18 protein-coding genes and 4 pseudogenes are annotated in these 22,607 nt (G+C 61.7%); 15 read left to right on the forward strand and 7 right to left on the reverse strand.

The window, feature by feature from the left end:
- Nucleotides 1-293: 293 nt before the first annotated feature.
- The 8 genes from pdhA (at nucleotide 294) to ACFSNN_RS17790 (ending at nucleotide 10,504) form a co-directional block, all read left to right on the forward strand.
- The gene (gene pdhA / locus ACFSNN_RS17755) at nucleotides 294-1,415 is read left to right on the forward strand and encodes a pyruvate dehydrogenase (acetyl-transferring) E1 component subunit alpha (protein ID WP_377688918.1); all 1,122 of its coding nucleotides are present in this window, start codon (nucleotides 294-296) and stop codon (nucleotides 1,413-1,415) included.
- The gene (locus tag ACFSNN_RS17760) at nucleotides 1,408-2,388 is read left to right on the forward strand and encodes an alpha-ketoacid dehydrogenase subunit beta (RefSeq protein WP_134465541.1); all 981 of its coding nucleotides are present in this window, start codon (nucleotides 1,408-1,410) and stop codon (nucleotides 2,386-2,388) included. Before pdhA ends, ACFSNN_RS17760 begins: the two co-directional genes overlap by 8 nt.
- A gap of 3 nt (nucleotides 2,389-2,391) precedes the next feature.
- Nucleotides 2,392-3,495, forward strand: coding sequence for a dihydrolipoamide acetyltransferase family protein (locus ACFSNN_RS17765; protein ID WP_134462531.1), 1,104 nt, complete (start codon nucleotides 2,392-2,394; stop codon nucleotides 3,493-3,495).
- 438 nt (nucleotides 3,496-3,933) lie between these two features.
- Nucleotides 3,934-4,119 carry a hypothetical protein gene (locus tag ACFSNN_RS17770; RefSeq protein ID WP_134462533.1) on the forward strand — a complete coding sequence of 62 codons (186 nt, stop codon included), beginning with the start codon at nucleotides 3,934-3,936 and terminating at the stop codon, nucleotides 4,117-4,119.
- Between the two features lie 586 nt (nucleotides 4,120-4,705).
- A complete protein-coding gene (locus tag ACFSNN_RS17775; RefSeq protein ID WP_377779183.1) occupies nucleotides 4,706-6,256 on the forward strand; it encodes a trypsin-like peptidase domain-containing protein in 1,551 nt (516 codons plus the stop codon).
- A 364-nt stretch (nucleotides 6,257-6,620) separates the two neighbouring features.
- Complete coding sequence (locus ACFSNN_RS17780; RefSeq protein ID WP_134462535.1) at nucleotides 6,621-6,974, forward strand: hypothetical protein; 354 nt, start codon at nucleotides 6,621-6,623, stop codon at nucleotides 6,972-6,974.
- A gap of 740 nt (nucleotides 6,975-7,714) precedes the next feature.
- Nucleotides 7,715-9,268 (forward strand): methyl-accepting chemotaxis protein, encoded by a 1,554-nt coding sequence (locus ACFSNN_RS17785; protein ID WP_134462537.1) that lies wholly within the window; start codon nucleotides 7,715-7,717, stop codon nucleotides 9,266-9,268.
- Nucleotides 9,269-9,403: 135 nt separating this feature from the next.
- Nucleotides 9,404-10,504: a lactonase family protein gene (locus ACFSNN_RS17790; RefSeq protein ID WP_134462539.1), complete on the forward strand. Its 1,101-nt coding sequence runs from the start codon at nucleotides 9,404-9,406 to the stop codon at nucleotides 10,502-10,504.
- Nucleotides 10,505-10,519: 15 nt separating this feature from the next.
- Here ACFSNN_RS17790 and ACFSNN_RS17795 read toward each other — a convergent pair whose 3' ends face one another.
- Nucleotides 10,520-12,283, reverse strand: coding sequence for a sensor histidine kinase (locus tag ACFSNN_RS17795; protein ID WP_244322917.1), 1,764 nt, complete (start codon nucleotides 12,281-12,283; stop codon nucleotides 10,520-10,522).
- A gap of 53 nt (nucleotides 12,284-12,336) precedes the next feature.
- Nucleotides 12,337-13,446 (reverse strand): ABC transporter substrate-binding protein, encoded by a 1,110-nt coding sequence (locus ACFSNN_RS17800; RefSeq protein WP_134462543.1) that lies wholly within the window; start codon nucleotides 13,444-13,446, stop codon nucleotides 12,337-12,339.
- Between the two features lie 382 nt (nucleotides 13,447-13,828).
- Between ACFSNN_RS17800 and ACFSNN_RS17805 the strand changes: the two genes are divergently transcribed.
- Entirely contained in the window at nucleotides 13,829-14,296 is a 468-nt protein-coding gene (locus ACFSNN_RS17805; protein WP_134462545.1) for a universal stress protein, read from the forward strand.
- A gap of 218 nt (nucleotides 14,297-14,514) precedes the next feature.
- Here ACFSNN_RS17805 and ACFSNN_RS17810 read toward each other — a convergent pair whose 3' ends face one another.
- The 3 genes and pseudogenes from ACFSNN_RS17810 to ACFSNN_RS17820 all read right to left on the reverse strand — a co-directional run bounded on the left by ACFSNN_RS17810 (nucleotide 14,515) and on the right by ACFSNN_RS17820 (nucleotide 15,780).
- A complete protein-coding gene (locus ACFSNN_RS17810) occupies nucleotides 14,515-15,066 on the reverse strand; it encodes a GIY-YIG nuclease family protein (RefSeq protein ID WP_377747608.1) in 552 nt (183 codons plus the stop codon).
- 102 nt (nucleotides 15,067-15,168) lie between these two features.
- Nucleotides 15,169-15,547: pseudogene (locus ACFSNN_RS17815) on the reverse strand (type II toxin-antitoxin system VapC family toxin).
- Nucleotides 15,547-15,780, reverse strand: coding sequence for a type II toxin-antitoxin system Phd/YefM family antitoxin (locus tag ACFSNN_RS17820; protein WP_134462549.1), 234 nt, complete (start codon nucleotides 15,778-15,780; stop codon nucleotides 15,547-15,549). The pseudogene ACFSNN_RS17815 and the gene ACFSNN_RS17820 overlap by 1 nt, the downstream one beginning before the upstream one ends.
- Before the next feature lie 459 nt (nucleotides 15,781-16,239).
- Here ACFSNN_RS17820 and ACFSNN_RS17825 point away from each other — a divergent pair.
- Nucleotides 16,240-16,712, forward strand: a pseudogene (locus ACFSNN_RS17825) (DDE-type integrase/transposase/recombinase); the annotation flags it as partial.
- Here ACFSNN_RS17825 and ACFSNN_RS17830 read toward each other — a convergent pair.
- Nucleotides 16,680-16,946, reverse strand: a pseudogene (locus ACFSNN_RS17830) (IS6 family transposase); the annotation flags it as partial. The pseudogenes ACFSNN_RS17825 and ACFSNN_RS17830 sit on opposite strands and share 33 nt — an antisense overlap.
- Before the next feature lie 209 nt (nucleotides 16,947-17,155).
- Between ACFSNN_RS17830 and ACFSNN_RS17835 the strand changes: the two are divergent.
- A complete protein-coding gene (locus tag ACFSNN_RS17835) occupies nucleotides 17,156-17,512 on the forward strand; it encodes a hypothetical protein (protein WP_134462551.1) in 357 nt (118 codons plus the stop codon).
- Nucleotides 17,513-18,107: 595 nt separating this feature from the next.
- On the opposite strand, the gene ACFSNN_RS17840 is transcribed toward ACFSNN_RS17835, so the two are convergent.
- Complete coding sequence (locus tag ACFSNN_RS17840) at nucleotides 18,108-18,794, reverse strand: GntR family transcriptional regulator (protein ID WP_134465543.1); 687 nt, start codon at nucleotides 18,792-18,794, stop codon at nucleotides 18,108-18,110.
- 457 nt (nucleotides 18,795-19,251) lie between these two features.
- Here ACFSNN_RS17840 and ACFSNN_RS17845 point away from each other — a divergent pair.
- The 4 genes and pseudogenes from ACFSNN_RS17845 to ACFSNN_RS17860 all read left to right on the forward strand — a co-directional run.
- A pseudogene (locus tag ACFSNN_RS17845) lies at nucleotides 19,252-19,698 on the forward strand (flavin reductase); the annotation flags it as partial.
- 132 nt (nucleotides 19,699-19,830) lie between these two features.
- Entirely contained in the window at nucleotides 19,831-20,862 is a 1,032-nt protein-coding gene (locus ACFSNN_RS17850; protein WP_134462555.1) for an ABC transporter substrate-binding protein, read from the forward strand.
- A gap of 50 nt (nucleotides 20,863-20,912) precedes the next feature.
- Nucleotides 20,913-21,797, forward strand: coding sequence for an ABC transporter permease (locus tag ACFSNN_RS17855; protein ID WP_134462557.1), 885 nt, complete (start codon nucleotides 20,913-20,915; stop codon nucleotides 21,795-21,797).
- 1 nt (nucleotide 21,798) lies between these two features.
- On the forward strand, nucleotides 21,799-22,593 hold the full coding sequence (locus tag ACFSNN_RS17860; RefSeq protein WP_134462559.1) for an ABC transporter permease: 795 nt from the start codon (nucleotides 21,799-21,801) through the stop codon (nucleotides 22,591-22,593).
- Nucleotides 22,594-22,607 lie beyond the last annotated feature (14 nt).

Consider the following 22,607-nt stretch of genomic DNA (forward strand, 5'->3'; position numbering starts at 1 on the left):
GCGGCCCGCGCCGCGTAGATTGCGCAGTTGTCGAACTGAACGGGCGGCGCATCGCCGGTGGTGCTATTGCGATGCGACAGCAACATGAAGACGGTTGCCGGCGCAGCGCGTCTGTGCCTGTCTCAGTGCTTACAACAGACGTTAAGGAAGATTTCGAACGATATGCGCAGACCCTTGTCAAAGGACAAAGTTGCCCCGGCTGGAATCCAGGCCGCGGGCAAGCCTGCGGCCACCGGCACGAGTAGTACGCGTGATCTCCCGCGCGCATTCGACCAACTGAGGGGAGGGCGGTCATGACCACGACTGCCAGCTTTCACATCGGTTATACGCAATACCTCGGGCCCGACGGCGAACCCGTTCAGCCATTGCCCGCGTTCGCGCGTGAGCCGGAGGCGCTGATCTCGCTCTATCGAGCGATGGTACTGACCCGCGCGTTTGATACCAAGGCAGTTGCGCTGCAGCGCACCGGCAAGCTCGGCACGTTCGCATCGTCGGTAGGGCAGGAGGCGATCGGCGTGGGCATCGCGAGCGCGATGCAGGCCGAGGACGTACTGTTCCCTTCATATCGCGACCATGCGGCGCAATTGCTGCGCGGCGTTACGATGACGGAAAGCCTGTTGTACTGGGGCGGCGACGAGCGCGGCAGCGACTTCAGCGGGCCACGCCTCGACTTTCCGAATTGCGTGCCGATCGGCACGCAGGTGTGCCACGCGGCCGGTGCGGCGTACGCGTTCAAGCTGCGCGGCGAGCCGCGCGTGGCCGTCACGATCTTCGGCGACGGCAGTACATCGAAAGGCGACTTTTACGAAGCGATGAACATGGCGGGCGTCTGGCAGGCGCCGCTGGTGCTCGTGATCAACAACAACCAGTGGGCGATCTCGGTGCCGCGCAGCACGCAGAGCGCCGCACAGACACTCGCGCAAAAAGCGATCGCGGCGGGGATCGACGGCTTGCAGGTCGACGGCAACGATGTGATCGCGCTGCATCAAGTCATGCATGCTGCGCTCGCGAAAGCGCGGCGCGGCGACGGACCGACGTTGATCGAAGCGCTCAGCTATCGCCTGGGCGATCACACGACAGCCGACGACGCAACGCGCTATCGCGACTCCGAAGTCATCCAGAAGCAATGGGAGCGCGAGCCGTTGCTGCGTCTGCGCACTTATCTGATGAAGATAAAGGTCTGGGACACGGCTCGGGACGAGGAACTCGGCAAGGCGTGTCACGCGCAGGTCGAAGAGGCCGTACAAGCGTATCTCGCCGTGCCGCCGCCCGATACGTCTGCGATGTTCGAGCACCTGTATGAGACCTTGCCGCCTGCGTTGCGCGAGCAGCGGGAAGGCGCGCAGCGTTTTGCGCCGATAGCCGGCAATGGCAATGGAGGAAATGGACGTAACGGGGGGACCGGCCATGGCTGATCTCAACATGATCGACGCGCTCAATCACGCGCTTGCCTACGAACTCGAGCACGATCCCGCCGTCGTGCTGCTCGGCGAGGACATCGGCGTGAACGGCGGCGTGTTTCGCGCGACGGCCGGCTTGCAGGCGCGCTTTGGCGCGCAACGCGTGCTCGATACGCCGCTCGCCGAAGCAGGCATTGCAGGCACGGCGGTCGGCATGGCGGCGATGGGACTCAGGCCCGTTGTGGAGATCCAGTTCAGCGGCTTTCTGTATCCTGCAATCGATCACGTGCTCAATCACGCGTCGCGTCTGCGGCATCGCACGCGTGGACGCCTTGCCTGTCCGCTCGTGATCCGCGCGCCGTGCGGTGCGGGCATTCACGCGCCGGAGCATCATTCCGAGAACCCCGAGGCGTTGTTCGCGCACATTCCCGGGTTGCGCGTCGTCACGCCTTCTTCGCCGGCGCGCGCGTACGGCTTGCTGCTCGCCGCGATACGGGATCCCGACCCGGTGATCTTCTTCGAGCCGACACGTCTGTACCGGCTTTTCCGGCAGGCAGTCGAAGACAACGGTGAAGCATTGCCCCTCGACACCTGCTTCACGCTACGCGACGGCTCCGATGTCACGTTGGTGAGCTGGGGCGGCGCCGTGCAGGACGCACAGGCCTCCGCGGATCTGCTCGCTCAGGAAGGGGTGATGGCCGAAGTGATCGACGTCGCGACGCTCAAGCCGATCGACATGAGTACGATCCTTGCATCGGTGGCGAAGACAGGCCGCTGCGTGATCGTGCACGAGGGCTCGCGCACGGGCGGCATTGGCGCGGAGATCGCGGCCAACATCGCCGAGCGTGGCCTTTATTCGCTGCTCGCGCCCGTGCAGCGCGTGACAGGCTACGATGTCGTCGTGCCGCTGTACCGCCTGGAAAGTCAATATATGCCCGGCGTTCAGCGCATCGTCGCGGCTGTCCGGCAAGCTCTGGAGGCGTCGTAAGCCATGAAAATCTTCAAACTGCCAGACCTGGGCGAAGGCCTGCAGGAAGCCGAGATCGTCGAGTGGCACGTGAAGAGCGGCGATGAGGTGCGCGCGGACCAGCCGTTGCTGTCGGTCGAAACGGCGAAGGCGATCGTCGATATTCCTTCGCCGCAAGCCGGGCGCATCACGAAGCTGTTTGGACAGGCGGGCGAGATCGTGCACCTCGGCGCGCCACTCGTCGCATTCGAAGGCGAGGGTGATGAAGCCGACGCGGGTACTGTCGTCGGCCACATGGAAGTCGGCCAGCATGTCGTGCAGGAGGCACCCGCGCCGTTCGGCTCGGGCGGCGGCGTTATCAAGGCGATTCCGGCGGCGCGCGCGCTGGCGCGCAAGCTGGACGTCGATCTATCGATGGTGACGCCATCGGGACCGGACGGCGTGATCACGGCGGCCGACGTGCAGCGCGTCGCCAGGCTGCTTGGCGAACTCGGGCCTCCGGAAATGCTGCGTGGCGTGAGGCGCGCAATGGCGCACAACATGGCGCGTGCGCAAAGCGAAGTGGCGGCTGCGACCGTGATCGACGATGCTGACATCCACGCATGGCCGGCACGCACCGACGTGACGATCCGGCTGATTCGCGCGCTGGTGGCGGGCTGCCGCGCGGAGCCCGGACTGAATACGTGGTTCGATGGACATGCGGGGCGTCGTCACGTGCTGGAGAAGATCGATCTTGGCATTGCCGTCGATCTGCCCGATGGCCTGTTCGTTCCGGTGCTGCGCGACGTCGCGCATCGCGACGCGGCGGATCTGCGCGGTGGTCTCGACCGGATGCGCGTCGATATCCGCGCGCGCAAAATTCCGCCGGAAGAGATGCGCGGCAATACGATCACGCTGTCGAACTTCGGGATGATTTCGGGCAAATACGCAGCGCCCATCGTCATGCCGCCGACAGTGGCGATACTCGGCGCGGGGCGCATCCATGAACAGGTCGTCGTGGCAGACGGCGCGCCAGCCGTGCACAGGATTTTGCCGCTGAGCCTGACGTTCGATCATCGCGTCGTAACGGGCGGTGAGGCCGCGCGGTTTCTCGCGGCGACGATTGCCGATCTGCAGAACGCGCAGTAGCCGTTCAGCTGTTTGTCTTCCGGGTGTACTGGCGCGGGCGACATGGGGCTCGCCCACGCCTTTTTTGCTTCTGTAGGATCGTGCGATCCCACGACGCAGCACGGGGGGTGTCCATCCGGACGACGCCAGCGGAGTAACCTCCCGGGAACTCTCAGGCAAGAGACCATGTGCCCGGAACATCTGGAGAGCGGCACTGTCTCCGTCGGGGCACCTCGGCCATTCACGGTGCGCACGCGCAAACTCTCAGCTATATGGACTGATGGGGCGTCGGCGGCGGCAGCAACAGAGCGCGGCCGGCGATGCTCGACGAACATATGGACCCTGTCATGGCACGAGTGGTCGTTGGCGGCGCGGGCATTGCCGGTGTCAGGGCCGCTTGCGCCTGGCGCGACGCAGCCATCGTGTCTCTGTTTTCGAAAGTCAGCGTTATGCGGTCGCATGGACCTTTTTTTTGTGCAGAAGATGACGACGGCAACGATTGCCGGTGTCGAACCATCGACGGAGATGGTCTCGCAGGATGCCGTGCGCAACGCGGAGGCGATCGAGCGCCTGCCGTCCGACAACCCGTCCGGCGAGACGCTCGCGATCAACTCGATGCAGCTCTTGCCGAATTACGCCGCATGATGACGCCGGGCGGAACGCTCGCACCCAGCTTCGCAGTCTAGTCAGAACAACAGGAGGACGACCTGATCGAACGGGTGGCGGCCGCCGGTTTCGCAGATGCGACGCCGACAAAGAATGACGATACGCTTTGCATACTCGCAGGCAAGCCGAGAGCGCGAAGCACCCGACGCGACCGCATGACATGCGCTGGCCACCGCCCTTTGACGAGCGCCAGGATTTGTACTCGGTGCAATTTGCTCGCCGCTTCTCTATAAATAAGAGAGGAAGAGCGGGCGAACCGTTCGCGTCCTGATTGTCCAGTGCTGGCAAACATGCTACAGCCGAACCTCAAGTCGACTTCGATCCATCAAAGATCGTACAACAGGTTGATCGCATTCCCACTCGCGACCGCATGGGAACGCTCGACGCGATCTCCCGCGCCCGCGGTCCTTTCGATCTGGAATTCATCGGTGTGTTGTCTCGCAGTCCGGGGCTCTCGTGCGCAAAATTATTTCTTCACGGTGCAACGCATAACGGGAGGTGCGCTGTGTTCGACCTGACCCGATTGACCTGTTCCCCCCTGTCTTGTATCTGGTTTTGCACCGCCATGACGACGGCATGCCTGAGCGGTTTTTTCTGCACGGAGGGAGTCGCCGCTTCTCCTGCAGCGGCGTCTGGCGTTGCTTCCGTGTCGGCGCCGGCGTCGGCGCCGACCACCGCGACGGCGAAGGAAAAGCGTGCTGCAACTGGCAGCGCGGCCGCGCCAATCGACTTTCCCGCGATCGTCGAACGCTATGGGCCGGCTGTCGTGAATATCCGCGCGACAGTGCCGGTGAATGCGCCCGCGAGCGCGACGGCCGCTTCGGGTCCCGACTCCGAAGCGATCGATGGTGACGATCCCATCTTCGCGTTCTTCAAGCAGGCGTTGCCACAATCGCAGGACGGCCTGGGCGCTACACCGCACGCGATATCCGGCATCGGATCAGGCTTCATCGTGAGCCCGAACGGTCTCATTCTGACGACGGCGCATGTCGTCGATCAGTCGGATGACGTGACCGTGCGCCTGACCGACCGGCGCGAGTTCAAGGCAAAAATCGTGGCCGTCGATACGCAAAGTGATATCGCCGTGATCCAGATCGACGCGACGAAGCTGCCTACCGTCAAGCTCGGCGATTCCGCTCGTGTGCGCGTCGGCGAGCAGGTGCTGACGATCGGTTCGCCAGACAGCTATCAGAACACGGTCACGGCAGGCATCGTCAGCGCGACGTCGCGCACGCTCGCCGATGGCAGTGCCTTTCCGTTCTTCCAGACGGACATATCTCTGAACCCCGACAACTCGGGCGGCCCCGTATTCAATCGCGCCGGCGAAGTGGTCGGCATCGACGTCCAGGTGTATGCCGATAGCGATCGCTTGCGGGGCCTGACGTTCGCAATCCCAATCGATTTGGCGAACAAGGTGCGCTCGCAGCTGCAAGATGAGCAAAGCCAGCAGGGCCAGCACGGCCAGCAGAGCGCGCAAACCGATGAGCGCAGCAATCTGGGCATTCAGGTGCAGGACGTCGATCCGAATCTGGCGGTCGCGTTCGGTCTGCCGCGAGCGGCGGGCGTGCTGGTGACGTCGGTCGATCCGGGCAGTCCGGCGGCGGCGAGCAATCTGAAAACGGGCGACGTGATCGTGCAACTCGCGGGCAAGCCTATCGACCGCACGGCTGATCTGACCGGAGAGGGCCCGGCGTTGCAGACCGGGGCGAAGGTCCCGCTGAAGCTGATCCGCGATCACGAGCCGATGACGGTGATGGTGACTGTCGGGCCACCGTCGCAACAGTCGAACGGGGGTGCGGGGGGAATTGCTGGTCCACGCTCAGACGCAGGGTCGCGGCAGTCTGGCTCGCTCGATCATCTCGGTCTCACGATGCATCCTCTGACCGACGACGAGCGGCGCGCCATGGACCTTCCGCAAGGCCTCATGGTTGATGACGTGTCGGGGACGGCGGCCACTGCCGGCATCAAGTCAGGTGATGTCGTGCTGTCGTTGAACGGCACGCTGGTCGCGTCGCAGGATGAACTGGCGTCGCTTGCGGCAAAGGCTGGCGGGAAGGCAGCGTTGCTGATCCAGCGCAATCACGCACGAAGCTTCGTCACGGTCGACCTCAAATAAAAACCGGGGTGCGGGAGCGGCCAATCGATACACGATGCCCGTCTCGCGTACCGGCGCGCGGAATACACTTCGCTAAGGCCCCCGCATGCGCAGCTGACCGGCTTGCGATCACCGGCTGCGTAGTGCGCCGCGCCGAGCAAATTCGCTGCCGCATCGTGGACCGTATTAATTCTCTCAGGAGCCCGAGGTAGCGGCGGTGCACGTGCTCGCCGCAGCCGATGATGACATCTTCTACGCAAGGCGGGGAACGGTACAAATCCGACGCTTACAACGGCAAGTCAATCTCCCTCGGTGAAATCGATGTCCGGACCAACGCTAGACTGATGACAAACAGGACCAGCGATCGCCCGCCCGTCTGCGGCGGGTGCATCTCATTCTCCGTACCAGACAGTATCGCGGCCATGTTCAAGTCGACCGCCTGTCGGGCATCCCGAAACGAACTGGTGAAGCGATCGACACCCTGCGCGCGTGGCGCCGACAGCGTCGCGTTGTCGACGACCCGGCCGCTTCTCACGTTATTCATCTGGGCCGGGCAGGGATTGGTGACGCGCTGCAATTCGTGAGCTTAATTCCAGAAGTCGTGTGCCGCGTTCCGCAATTGCAGCGCGGCAACCCGATTTACTGCACATTCGCGCCGCCAGGCGAGTTGGTGAGACGCAGCCTTTCGGCGCACGACGTCAAAGTCGTGTCTCACGAAGTGCCGCGCCTACCTGCGTAAAATTTCCATATGCCGGTCGGCAGCCTGCCGTCGAAACTGGGCGTGAGGCTTGACAAACTGGCGTAGCCACGTTCTTACCTTGTCGCCGACGAGGTTGCACAGGATATCGCCGCGAGAAACTTGCCCATGGCTATACGCTTAAGGTCGGACTCGTCTGGAGCGGCAGCCGCACACGTCAGCGCAATCCGCTGTGATCCACGCCATTCGATTTCTATGCGCGCACGCTCGTCGTACTTGCCGTCATTGATTTCTCCACCTTGTATCCCGACGGCACGAGTGGCGTAGCGGCGATGGTGTGCGGGAGGTCCCAACCAGTCGACCATGAGAAGAAATTCCGGTTGTTCGACGAATCGGCTGCTCTGTCTGGTGATTGCAGTGTGTACGCCGGTAGCGCCCCTGACGGGTGCGCTTAACCCTGCGCACGTGGCTACTGATTGGCGCCAACCCGCATTGGGTATGGATGCCTGGGCGTAACGACAGTCCAAGGTATCCGTCAATGCGGATATATCGGCAGCGGCAGCGGCAGCGTCCGACTGGCTGCTACCGGGCCCGAGCAGATCAAAGTGGAGCTCACCGGGACGAACCCGCATCAGCGCTGTCGACCCGGCGTCGCGCCTCCAGAAATCCTCGGTTCAGTGGTCTGATGTCCGAACCCAAGTCGATCGGAATGCCTTTTCTGCTAAAGAGATCGCCCGATCTGCCGTTAAAGGAGTCATCGTATAACTATCGGAAACAGCGGTATGCGGAACGTATCGGTTCGAAGTAGTCTTCTGGCTGTCTTCCTGATTTTTGCCGCATTGATCGTGCTGGGCGGGGCGATCGGCGTCACCACGCTCAGTCGCGCGAATAGCAATCTCGCGCGCATCCATCGGATTGCGGTACAGGAAACGCTCGTCAACGACGGGTACAAGGATTCCACCCGCACCCGAGCCGCGTTGACACGCGCTTACTCGGCCCTGAAGGAGCGCAACGACGAGGCGACGCGGGACTCAGCGCTGAAAAGCGCCGAGACGACGCTGAACCGGGCGGCGACGGAAACGGAGTCGTTTCGCAATGCGCCCGTATTTCGTGGGCAGGACGATGAATTGAAGCGGCAGTTGCTCGAATCGTCAGTCGGTCTCGCGGCGATCCTGAAGAAAGCCACCGATGCCCTGCGCTCCGGCGACACGAACGCCTACGCCACAATCAACGATCGCGACATTACGGCTGCGGGTGCGGCGTATTCGGTGAACGTCGAGAAATTTCAGAGTCTGGCGAATACGTTGTCGAACGATGCCATTGCCCAGGTGGATCGTGAATACACGTGGGTCGTGAGTCTGGTCGTTGTCGGTGTGGGCGGTGCGCTTGCGCTGATCGTCGCTACACATCTCGCGCTGCGGCGCATCGTCACGGCTCCCCTGAAGAATGCCGCCGACCTGCTCGATCGAATCGCGGCAAATGATCTGACGGCGAGCATTCCCGAGGCGAGCGCTAACGAAATCGGCCAGCTGTTCGCGGCGATGCAACGGATGCAGGGTGGTTTGTCCCAGACCGTGGCGAACGTGCGCAACAGTTGCGAGGCGATTTACAACGGGGCGCGGGAGATTGCCGCGGGCAACCTCGATCTGTCTAGCCGCACGGAGCAGCAGTCCGCAGCGCTGGAAGAAACTGCGGCCAGCATGGAGCAGCTCACGTCGACCGTCAGACAGAATGCGGAGAACGCGCAGCAGGCAAGCCGGCAGGCTTCGAATACGGCGGATGTCGCGCAGGGCGGCGGCGAAATCGTGGAACGCGCGATCCAGACCATGAATGCAATCAGCCAGAGTTCGCGCAGGATCGCCGAGATTACCGGGATGATCGACAGCATCGCGTTTCAGACCAATATCCTTGCGTTGAATGCCGCGGTCGAGTCGGCACGCGCGGGCGAACAGGGCCGTGGCTTCGCGGTGGTTGCGAACGAGGTTCGAAGTCTCGCGCTGCGCAGCGCGGATGCCGCACGCGAGATCAAGGCCTTGATTGGCGCATCGGTCGAGGACGTGGCGAACGGCAATAGCCTGGTTGCTCAGGCAGGGCAGTCGATGAAGGAGATTGTCGGCGCGGTACGCAGCGTGGCCACCATTATGAATGAGATCAAGGCTGCAACGATTGAGCAGAGTGCTGGCATCGAACAGGTTGGGCAGGCGGTGACACAGATGGACCAGGTCACCCAGCAGAACGCGGCGCTGGTCGAGGAGGCCGCCGCTGCCGCGAGCGCGCTCGAGCAGCAGGCGCAATCAATGACGGATGCAGTCTCGGCATTCCGCCTCCTCAGGTAACTGGCGCTACGCCGTGGTTCAAGGCGAAGCCCCGCCTGGCGAGTCGTTTCTCGCGCAGGCCAGCAGCGACGTTCGAGGGCGCCTCGTGCGCGCTTGTGCTGGACACTCTCAACCGTTTTCAACCGGAGTATGAGCATGAACGTTAAAGGCATTCTGGGTGCAGGTGCAATCGTGTTGGCCGGTGCTGCCGTGTCCTGCATCGCGCAGGCCGCAACGTACGCGTACGTATCGAATGCGGATAGCCACGATATCTCGGTCTTCAGTCTCGACAAGTCGAATGGCGCGCTTGCGCCGGTGGAGACGGTGCCTGTCGGCGGAACCGTGATGCCGATGACGTTTTCTCCCGACCATCTGCGGCTCTACGCCGGGTTGCGCTCGAAGCCTTATCGCGTGGTGAGCTTCGCGGTCAATCCGCTGGACGGCCGGCTGATCGAACTCGGCAAAACGTCGCTCGCGGATAGCATGGCATATGTCTCGACCGACGCGACCGGCCGCTATCTCTTTTCCGCGTCGTATGGCGGCAACCTCCTCGCGGTGAACCGGATCGGCGCAGACGGCGTCGTCGGCGCCGTGCTGCAGACCGTGAACACAGGCCCCATGGCTCACGCGATCCGAAGTGCGCCCGACAACCGCTACGTGTTCGCGTCAGTGCTCGGCTCGGATGCCTGGCTGCGCATGAAGTTCGACGCATCGACCGGGCAGTTGACTGGGGAGGCCACGCCCGCGTATTCGTTGCCGCCGAAATCGGGACCGCGGCACTTTGTGTTCTCGGCGGATCAGCGATTTACCTACCTGATAGATGAGCTCGACGGCAAGCTGCATGTGCTCGCCTTCGATCGAACTCACGACACCGTCAAACCCGTTCAGACGGTCTCTATCCTGCCGCCCAATTTTATTGGTGACAAGCCATGGGGCGCGGATCTCCACCTGACGCCGGACGGACGATTCCTTTATGCGTCGGAGCGCACGTCGAGCACGCTCGCGGCATACAGGGTCGACGCGACATCCGGCAAGCTCACGCGCATCGGTACTTACGCGACCGAAAAGCAACCGCGTGGATTCAATATTGATCCTTCGGGCAACTATTTGCTGGCGGTTGGGCAATTGTCAACGACGCTGAGTGTCTATCGCATCGAGCGCAAGACGGGCGCCTTGAATGCGATCGGGCAGTACCCGGTCGGTAGGGGGGCGAACTGGATCGAACTCGTCGAGTTTGACGGAAGCAACAGCCGTTGAGACTCGGGCTTCGGATTACCTGGCAATGACGGCGTCATCCTGAACGAACAGACGCACGACAGAGCCGGAATCGGGCTCGCTCTCGATCAGCAGCTTCGCATCGATCAACCGGGCGCGCTCCGCCATGCCCTGCAGGCCGTAGGAGTATCCGGCCCGGGCGGCAACCATGTCAAAACCCCGACCGTTATCGCTAACGGTCAGCTCAATACCGGTTTCGGTGTTGGCCAGCGTCACATCGACGCGCGATGCACCGGCATGACGGGCGACGTTGGTCAGCGACTCCTGCACGATACGGAACAGGGCGGTCGCGCGAAAATCGGTCAAGCTCGGTTCGGAACCCGAGTTATGGAAGTGGCAAGGAATGTGAGTGTGCTGCGTGAAGTCGCCGGCGAGCCATTCCAGCGCGGATGCGAGACCGAAGTTCAGCGCGACCGGCCGAAGGTGGCTGGCCACGTTGCGCACGATCTGAATGGTGCGCTCGACCAGATCGCGCATCTCCTCGGCTTTCTGCATGGCTGCGGAACCGGCCGCCAGATGCATCCTCAGTAACGACACGTCCATTTTTAACGCGGTCAGCAACTGGCCCAGTTCGTCGTGAACCTCCATCGCGATGTGCTTCCTTTCCTCCTCGCGAATGGCTTCCAGATGGGCGGACAATTGCTGCAACTGCTCGCGCGACGCCAGCAGTTCCAGCTCGGTCCGCGTGCGTACCGCGACTTCCAGTTCGAGTTGGTCGCGATGGCGCCGAAGGCTTTCCACGGCATGCTTGCGGGCCGTCATGTCAGTCAGCAGGCCTTCGAGTCCGCTCAGGCTGCCGTCGTCGCCCGTCACGCCACGGGCGTTCAACTGAACCCAGATGGGGGTATCGTCGAGACGCTTCAGCTGCAACTCGAGTCCGACGATCTCGCCGCGTATGCGCAGGATTTCGAACAGATTCGCAGTCTGTTCGGGCGAGAACGGCTGTTTGTGGGGGGCGCCAGCGGCGGCCTCGATCAGGTCGGGCACATTGCGATATCCGAGCAGTTGCGCCATTGCCGGATTGGTTTCATTCAGGTGCCCGTTCTGATCGAGCAGGAAGATACCCTCAAGCGCATTCTCGACGATGCTGCGGTATTTCCGTTCACTGGCGCGCAGTGACACCGTCGATTCCTGAAGACGCTCGGCCATGACGTTCACGCGCAACGCGAGCCGGCCCAGCTCGTCGCCCGATTCAACGATACAGCGCGCGCGAAGGTCGCCGCTCGCGATCCGGTCGACCATCTCCTCGAGACGATTGATCGGGCTGCGCACCATCCGTTTGAGCAACAGGAAGGTCGCGGCGTAGAGCACCGCGACGACGGCCGTGATCATGGCGAGAATGGCCCGGCGGGCGCGGCTGATGTCCTGTTCCGCCACCGCTTTTGTGAGGACGACCCGAACCTCGCCGATTTTTTCCTTCGGCGCGTCGCCGGGCGGCACGTATTCGATTGCCCGGACACGCACCACGCTGTCGCCAGGGCCGGGCTGCGCAGCCCTCCCCGCGGTGGCCACCATACCGTAGCCCACTGCCGTGACGGTGAACCGGGCAACCTCGGGATTCGGCGCGAGCGCGGCGAGTTGGCCGTCGATCGCGCGGAGATCGACGTTCCACAAAGGCTGGGCGAGCGAGCGGCTGAACAGGTCGGCGATGCGGGTGGCGCGCTCCTCCAGTTCGACGAGCCGGCGCTGCCGTTCATGCGCAACCAGCGCATACGCGGAGGTGCCGGCCACGATCGCCACCAGCACGGCGAGCGCGAGCATCAGCTTGGTGTGCAAACTGGGCGAGCGTAACGTAAGCGTTCGGGGCAGACGCATCACGAGACCCCGGACGCGGCGTCCAGAAGATACTGGAGATTGAAGTCGTAGGGGCCCGGACGCGGAGAGCGGGTTTTCGAGTAACGGGCAAAGTCAAGCGTCGCCCCGCTACGGAAAACCACATCAGCGTATCGGGCAGCATTCTCGCGGTAGATCACGGTCAGAAAGTCGAGCTTCTGCCGCACACCTCCATTCGCGGCAAAGTCCTTGCCCTGATGATAATCGTGCAGCAGAACCATCGCCCATGCGCCAAGGAAGTAGTCGCCTGCCATCATGGCCGCCAGCCCGCCGTCGGCCACCCTGTCCAGTGCTTCCTGCAGGGCACCCATGCCACCCACGAGAACGCGCGCATGGCGCGCCTTGACGGCGTCCAGCGCCCCGAGTGCCATTGCGTCGTTGGCGGCCCAGATCACATTGGCCTCCGGATAGCGGGCGAGCAACACGCGTGCTTTCTGATTGCTGTCGTCATAGCTCCAGTCGCTGAAAACCAGTTGGCACGTGCGCGCATTCGAAGCGTGAAGCAGGAAATCGTCGACACCAGCGGCGCGCTCCAGAGACACCGGCGTGCTGGGGTCTCCCGTAATGCCGATTACCTGCGCGCCGTTCTGCCCGAGTTGTCGATAAAGAAATTGCATTAACCGGAAGCCGCCGCGCTCCGCGTCCGCGGTCACCGTGCCGATCCAGTTCGGGATCAGTTGCCGCTCATTGCCGACCGCGCGACGCTGGTCAGGTGTCAGGTCATTGTGAATGAGCAGCACCCGCGCTGACGAGCGCGCCAGCGTCCTTAGCATCCGCTGCGCGGCCATCTTTTCGTTGACGATAATCACATAGTCCGGCGCATCTGCGCGTTGCGCGACTTCCTCCGCCTGGCGCTGCATCAGCAGATGGTCACGTTCCGCGTACAGAATCTCCAGTTGCATGTCGAAGGTTTGCGCCGCCACGTCCATGAACCGGGAGACCAGTTGCCAATGCTGTCCGGTGCCACGTTGCACAGCCTCGCCAGGGTTCAGAAACACCACGCGAGGCGGGCGCTTTGACGCAAACACGGGTGTGCTCACCCCGGTCAGGCCAGCATACGCACAGGTGAGCAACGCTTGCCGACGATTCATAAGACAATACGCTCAGTTGCCGCTGCGGCGCGCTAGTGCGCAGGGGTACGAGGTTGACATGGGAGCGCTATTTTACGTGCCACTCCGGCATTGGCAATATTCAACCCTGGATTCGACTTCGTGACGGCGTGATTACGCAGGTGCGGTTGCATATCCACGCGACATTCCGCGAGTCTCGCGACCGTGGGCTGAACGGCTTTTTTTGCAATGGCTGCCCGTGCATAGCCGCTCCGCTGTTAGCGAATATATATCACAAAATGACATATAATTAGGGTGTGATGTGGTCGCTCGACCGCTACGCAACCATTACTCCAGGGTGATGCATCGACGTTTTCGAAGCAGATTAATGCGTTGTCTTGAATGCAGCGCCGGGGGAGTTCACATGTCGGCTTTCCGATGTATTCTTCTGTGCTACGACGGAACTCGCGAAGGACAGCACGCGTTAAAGGACGGCGCCGCACTGGCCCAGGATCTCGCAGCTGAAGTTCACGTGCTCTCTGTCATCAATAATGCCATCTGGGCGCAAGGGACCGACATTACCTCCGCCATTCCGGCCGATGTCGTTACCGAATCAGCCAGAAGTTTGCTGGACGAAGGACTGAAAAGACTCGGCGCGCATGGAATTCGGGCGACCGGACACTTTGCCCTGGGTGATCCACTGGACCAGATTCCGTTCTTTGCGAACGACCTGAAGGTTGATCTGATCGTCGTCGGCCATCGTCATACCAGCCGGCTGGCGCGCTGGTGGGGTGGCAGGAACGATGGCCGGTTGCTGGACCATGTCAGTTGTAGCGTGCTGGTGGCCATGGGTCCGGAGACTGATGCAGACGAGGCGGTCGTCGGGACATGAGGCTTTCCCGTATCAGAAATTCGGAGCATACGCGGGCAAGGTCACGCAGATAGCGCGTACCGCACTGAGCCCGGCGCAGTTGCAGGCGCAGGCCGTAACCGATACGGGTGATCCTGACCGGTCCGAAAATTTGTATCAGATTACCTTCCCAAATGACATGAACTCGGTAAGACAATTGATGCTCCCCTTCGCAGGCCGCCGGCCAGTGTCCGGGGCGCTCATGCGCCGAATTTTCCTAGTCGTTGAGTGGGTGCTTCGTCAATTCGGGGCGGGCTTTCTCGGCGGCGTCCTGCTGTAAGGGCGGCAGTAGGCAGCCCTCCCAGCGCTGCGGCCTGGCGGAACAGCGCAAACGCGTGTGCGTGGTCCAAGAGAATGTCGCCCAGTCCGTAGTAAGAGCCCACGGCGTCATCGAAGGTCGCCCGCCATACCGATGTATGCCGTTCGATTGCCGATTCTCGGTCGGGAGCGGCAGAGGAATGAGCGTGGTCCGGCTCATCGACTGCTCCTGGGGCGCGAGATATAGCGCGCACAGCTTCGTTAGGCGGTACGTTGAAAAATTCTCTGTTCTCGGAAACGCGGAAGCCGCGCTGTGCCAAGTGTGTATGAACTAACTGCTCGGCTGCGGCACAGTCGGCAAACATTTGTTGGTACACGACAATGAACGGTGTCGGAAGCCTAGTTGCACCTGACAATTCCAGCGCTCTTTCGGCAGGAGACCGCGCAGTCCTACCGATTTTAATTAGTGCTGGCATAGCGCTGTTTGCCAGCACATAAAAGTACCCACGGTTTTCCAAGCTGCGTCGCTTCTAGTTTTTTTGCTTGCGGCGGAGAAAATGTCTGGCGACCTCGCCCGTTTTCCGGTTGGTCATAATCTAGATCGTGATTACAAGCTCGGAGTACTTCCCAACGGTGTCATCGTCAGTTAGCAGCCGCAACGGCTCGGTAATAGCCTGAGCAACTAGTAACCGGTCAAACGGATCGCGATGAATATCGGGCAGGATCGCGAACTGCCGCAGCGTGTGCGGCTGTTACAGGCAGTTCGCGGAAGCCCGCTTCTTCAATGCGGGCTGCCAACTCGTTCACGTCTGCGTCCAGCTTCCCGATTCCGGACTTGATTGCGATTTCCCAAAGGCTAGCGGCACTGACGAAAACGGTTTCTGCGCTCAACATGATGGCCTCGGCCTTCTTTGTGAGTTGCTTGTCGCCGCTCATGGCCCACAGGAAAATGCGCGTATCAATCAACAGGCGCATCACCGACCCTCAAATGTCGCTAAAACATCGTCAGGCAAAGGCGCGTTGAAATCCTCAGCGATCTTGATCTTCCCCTTCATCAGACCGAAGCGAAGTTTGGGCTTCGTTTCGAACGATACGAGGCGCACCACCGGGGTTCCTGCCTTCGCGATAACAACTTCTTCGCCACTGACAGCAGCCTCAATGAGGCGCGAAAGCTGCGACTTCGCCTCATGAATATTTACGGTTTGCATAGCACCTCCATCAATGTGGGCTTGGTTTAGCCTAGCTAACTTAGAAATGCAACCTTCGAACAGTCCTCGCAAGAAAAAAGGGCCTGTCGGCCCTTCCTTTGGCGCCCCCGAGCGCCCCCTCCCAACCGTCCAGTTCTTCAACGGCCGTACCCCCGCGACGATCACACCTAGACGAACAGGATCGGCGTCAATCAATCGCTTTGTCGCCGTAAGTGTCTCGTGTCCAAGTAGCTCGTTGATGTGCCGAAGATCGTGGCCGAGTCGATACAGGCGCACGCCAAAAGTTCGGCGTCCAGACATGCGCTCGCCCCCTCGATCGCGGCTTGCGTATGCAGCTTGCGGAACAGTTGACTCAAGGAATCGCATGAGTAACTGAGGCGTTGTTAAGTTGATGGCTGTAGGCCAACTATTCGGCACACGCGTAGTTATCCTTATAAGATAACTGTCTCGATTTGCGGCGGAGAGCCGTTTCTGTTGTGGCGCGCGGTCGACGAGCATGGTGCCGAACTTGACGTGCTGGTGCAAAAGCGTCGCGACAAGGCCGCGGCGAAGCGCTTCTTTCGGCGGGTGCTGCGTTCAAACCCGGTGCCGCGCAAAATCGTTACCGACCAACTGCGTAGTTATCCAGCCGCAAAGGCTGATATTCCTGAGCTCGCGCAGGTGAAGCACGTATTCGTCAAAGCGGCTGCACGCGTGAACAACCGAGCCGAGAATAGCCACCAGCCAACCCGTAGGCGCGAACGCCAGATATGTGGCTTTCGCGATGCGCGTCGCACGCAAGCTTTTCTTTCACGCTTCGGCCCGATCTGTCAGCACTTCGCGCTTCCAAGACATCAGATGAACGCTGCACATCATCGCGCCATAACAAAGAACGCCTCGACACATGGCATGATTGGACCGTCACCGCGCAGCGTCACGAACATCTCGTCTAAATGCCAGGTGCTGCCTGGCTTGCGCCGCGCCGCCTTGGCGCACTGAGCGAATCCAGCGCCAAACTTGTCGCACCAGCACCGGATCGTTTCGTACGTGACCACGACGCCACGCTCGAGCAACAACTCCTCGATGTCGCGCAGGCTCAGACTAAACCGGAAGTACCAGCGAACGGCGCAGCTGATGACGACAGCAGGGAAACGGTGGCCGTGATAAAGCGATTTCGTCTTCTTCATCGGTTTATCCTACCGCCACATCTCCAGCAACCTGACAGCGCCTTTTCAGCGGCTCGGCCTTCTTTTGTCACCAGCACCAGGCGTGCCTAGGATTCTGGGAACGTCAGGCTCCGGGGAAAATCGGCCGCAACTCAACTTAAAACCTGTCGCGTTTCGTTGGATTGGCTCAGCAAATGCACGCTGCGGGGCTCGTGCGATATGCAAAGGGTTTGAAGTTATCAACCAAGGGATACCTTTATACCGATCGGCAGATTGCATCGTGTTGCGAGTGGGTTCACGATTCAGTGCTCTCGAACTTACTCGAAAAGGCGGCCGACTGGGAAGTTGAGGCGGCACAAAGCCCTGTTTCGCAGTGGTTGGATAACATTGATCATGGGCTTCAGCCAGGGCTACGAGATGACCCAAAATATTGCACCCGCCTGCGCGAAACCGACGATGGTTTGTCGCTGATCCGGTGGGTCAAAAACTCGAAGGGCCGGCGGCCTTCTGCAGGCGTTTCGCCACGAACCGGCTGGACCGAGAAACAGAATTACGGCGTGGAGGCCAACAAAAATGCCTCGACATGAGCTGCTCACTGCGAGCCCGGCGCTTCGAACTGCTGGCCTTTCCTGACGATGAGCGTGCGGCAACACCGCGGCGCGATGATGACCGCCTCGGCATGGCCGTGCTCAACGGTTATCAGCGTTGTCCTGTAGCGTAGAGTGTACGGGGCTGCTCACTGAGCCGCTGACCGACTGTTACGACGCACCGGAAAGCCCACGCCTGGTCGCTAACGTAGAGGGTGGGGATCAAAATTGCTTGCAAAACGGGAACAAATTTACTTGAACCAACGCGAGCCAAGTGAGCTTTACGGAGCAGGACAGTGTATGTTCTTCAAGCGCAATGAACCTGTGAACCTGTGGTTCAGGCGTTCCTTGCTCACCTCAACACCGAATTGTGACTATGAGCTGGAGATGATTTCCGAGGGCGTCGAGACGGAAGCCGCGCCTTTCGAATGTCTTATCGAGGCGCACCAAAAAGCTGACAGAACCCTGCGCGCGGCACCGCACGAGGCACGAGCGGCTGTCCGTATGGCTCGACTGCGGTACGAGCCGCGTGCGACTTAGACCGCGCATTGAGGTCAGCGTCCAGCCTGGACACGCGTCCCGTCAGGCAGTTGCGTCACGTTTCCAACTCACCTTCGCTTCGGTGGGCGAGGGCTGAAAGCGCGAGTTCCGCCGTGCGCCTGATATGCGCTATGGAGGCGGAAAACGCTGCATCGCCGTCGCGTCGCTCGATCGCGTCGAGCATTTTGTTCATTTCGTGATTCGACTCGGTACTGCGCCCCGGCGTGGCGATCGTGAGCGCGCGCAAGCGATTGATCCGCGCGTTCAGTGTCTTGACCACCGCAAGCGAGACAGTCCGTTGCGCGCCTTCGAACAGCGCATCGTAGAAGTGCTCCGTGTAGACCAGCACGGCGGAGAGATCTTCAGCCTTGAACGCTGCTTCGATTTTATTGCGGATTTCCCGCAGTTGCTTCACGAGTTCGGGAGTGGACCGCTCCGCGCACGCGCGTGCGGCGTTGGCCTCCAACAGACCGCGCAGTTCGTAAATCTCGCTAACCTGGGCACGGTTCAGTCGTGCGACGACCGGCCCCTGCCGGGCGGCTACGTCGACGAGTCCTTCCGTCTCAAGGTGTCGCAACACCTCGCGCACGATCGTCCGGCTCACACCCAACTCGTCGCATAGCGTGCGCTCGACCAACCGTGCGCCAGGCGGAAAGTAGCCTCGCACGATCGCGTCGCGCAGCTTGTCCAGGGTCAGCTCGCGAAGGGTTTTGGTTTCACGGACAACTTTAAGATCTGACATATCGAGAAAAGGTGGTCGACGGATAACCAGGCCAACGTCTGGCCCGACGCACAACATACGTAGCCATATTGTCTCCCATCCGTGAAGGTTAGTCATAGGCCGGCGACGCTCGGGCGCGCCGGCTCTCACTCGCGGCGCGCCAGCGGCGGCTAGTGGCAGCCGAACGGCCATCCCGTCGCAGCTTCGGGATTCAGAGTGAAAAAGAGCGACAGGTATGGCCAGCATCCTACCAAAAACTCCGCTTCAGATTATGGTATTCCATAATATAAACGTGTTAGCGATGTCGATACTATGGAATACCATAATCCTGTCAAAGACGATTTGACGGAACCGGACGGCGATCAAGCCGCTGGCACGTGCGGGCTTCTTTCGACTGAATCACGCTGCAAACACAGTACAAGCAAACCGGGCGCTGGAGAACACCATGTCTGAGCAGACCTTCGAACAGCCTTTTCATGCGGCGACGGGCGCGCGCGCCCAGGTCGGCGCAATTCTCGAACACCGCGACGGTCTGGTGTTACTGGAGACGAAGGACGGCTTGCAGCTTCCGACGGGCGTCAGGCTCCAACCCGAAAGCGATGCGGGAAGCCTGCGCGGTGTGCTGGCGAAGCTCGGCCTGAAGGCGCATCTCGACTTCATCTTCGCGGTCTTCGAGTCGGGCGACGGACCGGCGGCGAGCGTCAGCGTCGTTTATCGAGGCCGCGTGGACAGCAGCCTCGCGGCGATGATGGACATGTCGATTCACATCGTCCCGTTATCGCGCATTCCATGGAGCGAACTGCGCGACGACGCCGTGCGTTCCATGCTTCGGCGCTATGTGCGCGAACGCGGCGAAGACGCTTTCGGCATTTATGCCGGCGACGCAGACGTGGGAACCGTCCAGGCGCTCGCGTCAGCGCATTGACCCAACCACGCCCACGAAAAGAGAGAAAACAGGCAAGCCGCCGACGTTTTCGCTGCTCGCCTGAGCAAAGACGGTTCCGATTGACCACAAGCATTAATGCAGCGCTACCGCATCGAATCCAAGGAGACAGACATGACCCTTACACGCACTCTGAAGACCGCTCCGCTGATCGCGCTGTGCGCGACAGCTTTCACGTCGGCCTCGGCGTTGGCCGCGGACCCCATCGTTTTCACGAGCTGGGGCGGCACCACGCAATCGTCGCAACAGAAGAACTGGGCGCAGCCGTTCACGCAGGCGACCGGCGTCAACGTGCTGATGGACGGCCCGACCGACTACGGCAAGCTCAAGGCAATGGTCGACAGCGGCAACGTGAACTGGGATGTGGTGGATGTCGAAGGCGATTTCGCATATGCCGCGCAGAAGGCCGGACTGATCGAGCCGATCGACTATTCCGTCGTGAAGAAGGACGAACTCGATCCGCGCTTTTCCACGCCGGATGCTGTCGGCAGCTTCTACTACTCGTTCGTGCTCGGCTACAACAAGTCGAAGTACACGGGTGCGCAGCCGCAAAACTGGGCCGATCTGTTCGACACGAAGAAATTTCCCGGCAAGCGCACGTTCTATAAATGGTCGGCGCCCGGTGTGCTCGAAATCGCGCTGCTCGCCGACGGCGTGGCGCCCAACAAGCTCTATCCGCTCGACCTCGACCGCGCCTTCAAGAAGCTCGACACCATCAAGGGCGATATCGTCTGGTGGAGCGGCGGCGCGCAATCGCAGCAGCTGCTCGCGTCGGGCGAAGCGCCGATCGGCATGTTCTGGAACGGACGCCTGCATGCGCTCGAACAGACCGGCGTGCCGGTCGGCATTTCATGGAACCAGAACCTGACGGCCGCCGACATGCTGGTGATTCCGAAGGGCGCGAAGCACAAGGCCGAAGCCATGAAGTATCTGGCCGCCGCGACGAGCGCTCAGGCGCAGGCGAAGTTCGCGACCGATACCGGCTACGCGCCGATCAACGTGAAGTCGGCCGCATTGATGTCGCCGGCCATCGCGAAGACGCTGCCGGATCAGTACAAGTCCTCGCAGATCAATCTCGACATGAAGTACTGGGCCGAGAACCGCGATGCGATCGCCAAGCGCTGGTATGCGTGGCAGTCGAAATAAGCGCGCGGCACGTGAGCGTCGTATAGCAACCGGAGTAGATGGGAGACACTATGCCTGATGTTCTGAGTACCGTCGCGCATCCGCCCGCGACGGCCACGCGCCGGCGGCGCGACTGGCGCAGCATCCGCCTGCTCGTGCCCGCGCTGTTGCTGCTCGTGATCTTCTTCCTGCTGCCGGTGCTGTCGCTGCTGTTGCGCAGCGTGCTCGAGCCGACGCCGGGACTGGGCAACTACGCGCAACTGCTCGGCTCGACCACCTATCTGCGCGTGTTCGGCAATACGTTTCTGGTGGCGACGGTCGTGACAGCGGCGACGCTCGCGATCGGCTTCCCGACTGCGTGGCTGCTGGCCATCGCGCCGCGCAGGCTGAGTTCGCTGCTGTTTTCGGTGATGCTGCTGTCGATGTGGACCAACCTGCTGGCGCGTACGTTCGCCTGGATGGTGCTGCTTCAGGCGACCGGCCCGATCAACCGCATGCTGATGGCGCTCGGCGTGATCAGCGAGCCGCTGCCGCTCGTGAACAACCTGATCGGCGTGACCATCGGCATGACCTACATCATGCTGCCGTTCTTGGTGATGCCGCTGCACGCGACACTGCGCGGCATCGACCCGTCGACGCTGCGGGCCGCCGCGATCTGCGGCGCGACGCGCTGGCAGGCGTTCTGGCGCGTGCTGGTGCCGCTCGCCATGCCGGGTATCGCCTCGGGCGCGCTGATGGTGTTCGTGATGGCGCTCGGCTATTTCGTGACACCGGCGCTGCTGGGCGGCGCGCAATACATGATGCTGGCTGAACTGATTGCGCAACTCGTGCAGCAACTGCTGAACTGGGGACTCGCCGGCGCGGCCGCCTTCGTGCTGCTCGCCGTGACGCTCACGCTGTACACGCTGCAACTGCGCTTCACGGGCAGTGCGCGCGCCAATCCGGGAGGCCGCTGACATGTTGCTCGATTTCGATCGCCTGGGCGCGCTGCGCTACATGCTGCTTGCCATCGGCGCCGCCGTTGCGCTCTTTCTCCTGCTGCCCATCGTGTTCATCGTCGCGCTGTCGTTCGGCGATTCGCAGTGGCTGATCTTTCCGCCGCCAGGCTGGACGCTGGAGTGGTATCGCCAACTCTTCACCGACGCCGGCTGGATCGATTCGCTGCTCACCAGCGCGAAGCTCGCGGTCATCGTCACGGTGCTGTCGGTGCTGATCGGCTTTCTCGCTTCGCTGGCGCTCGTGCGCGGCCGCTTTCGCGGGCTCAACGCCGTGCAGGCGTTCTTTCTCACACCGATGGTGCTGCCGGTCGTGGTACTCGCCGTCGCGCTGTATGCGTTCTTCCTGCGCATCGGCCTGAACGGCACGATGACCGGCTTCGTGATTGGCCATCTGATCATCGCGCTGCCGTTTTCGATCATCTCGATCAGCAACTCGCTGTCGAGCTTCGACACGGCGCTCGAAGACGCGGCGCTGATCTGCGGCGCATCGCCGCTGGAAGTGAAGCTGCGCGTCACATTGCCCGCGATCCGGCTGGGCCTGTTCGCCGCCGCGATCTTCTCGTTCCTCGCGTCGTGGGACGAAGTGGTGGTGTCGATCTTCATGTCGAGCCCGACCTTGCAGACGCTGCCCGTGCGCATCTGGGCCACGCTGCGGCAGGACCTGACGCCCGTGGTGGCGGCGGCGTCTTCGCTGCTGGTCGGCTTGACGACCGTATTGATGCTGGCGGGCGCCATGCTGCGCCGCGCACGCTAATCGACGTAACCCGT

It is taken from the genome of Paraburkholderia dipogonis, from assembly GCF_042680985.1.
GTDB lineage: Bacteria > Pseudomonadota > Gammaproteobacteria > Burkholderiales > Burkholderiaceae > Paraburkholderia > Paraburkholderia phytofirmans.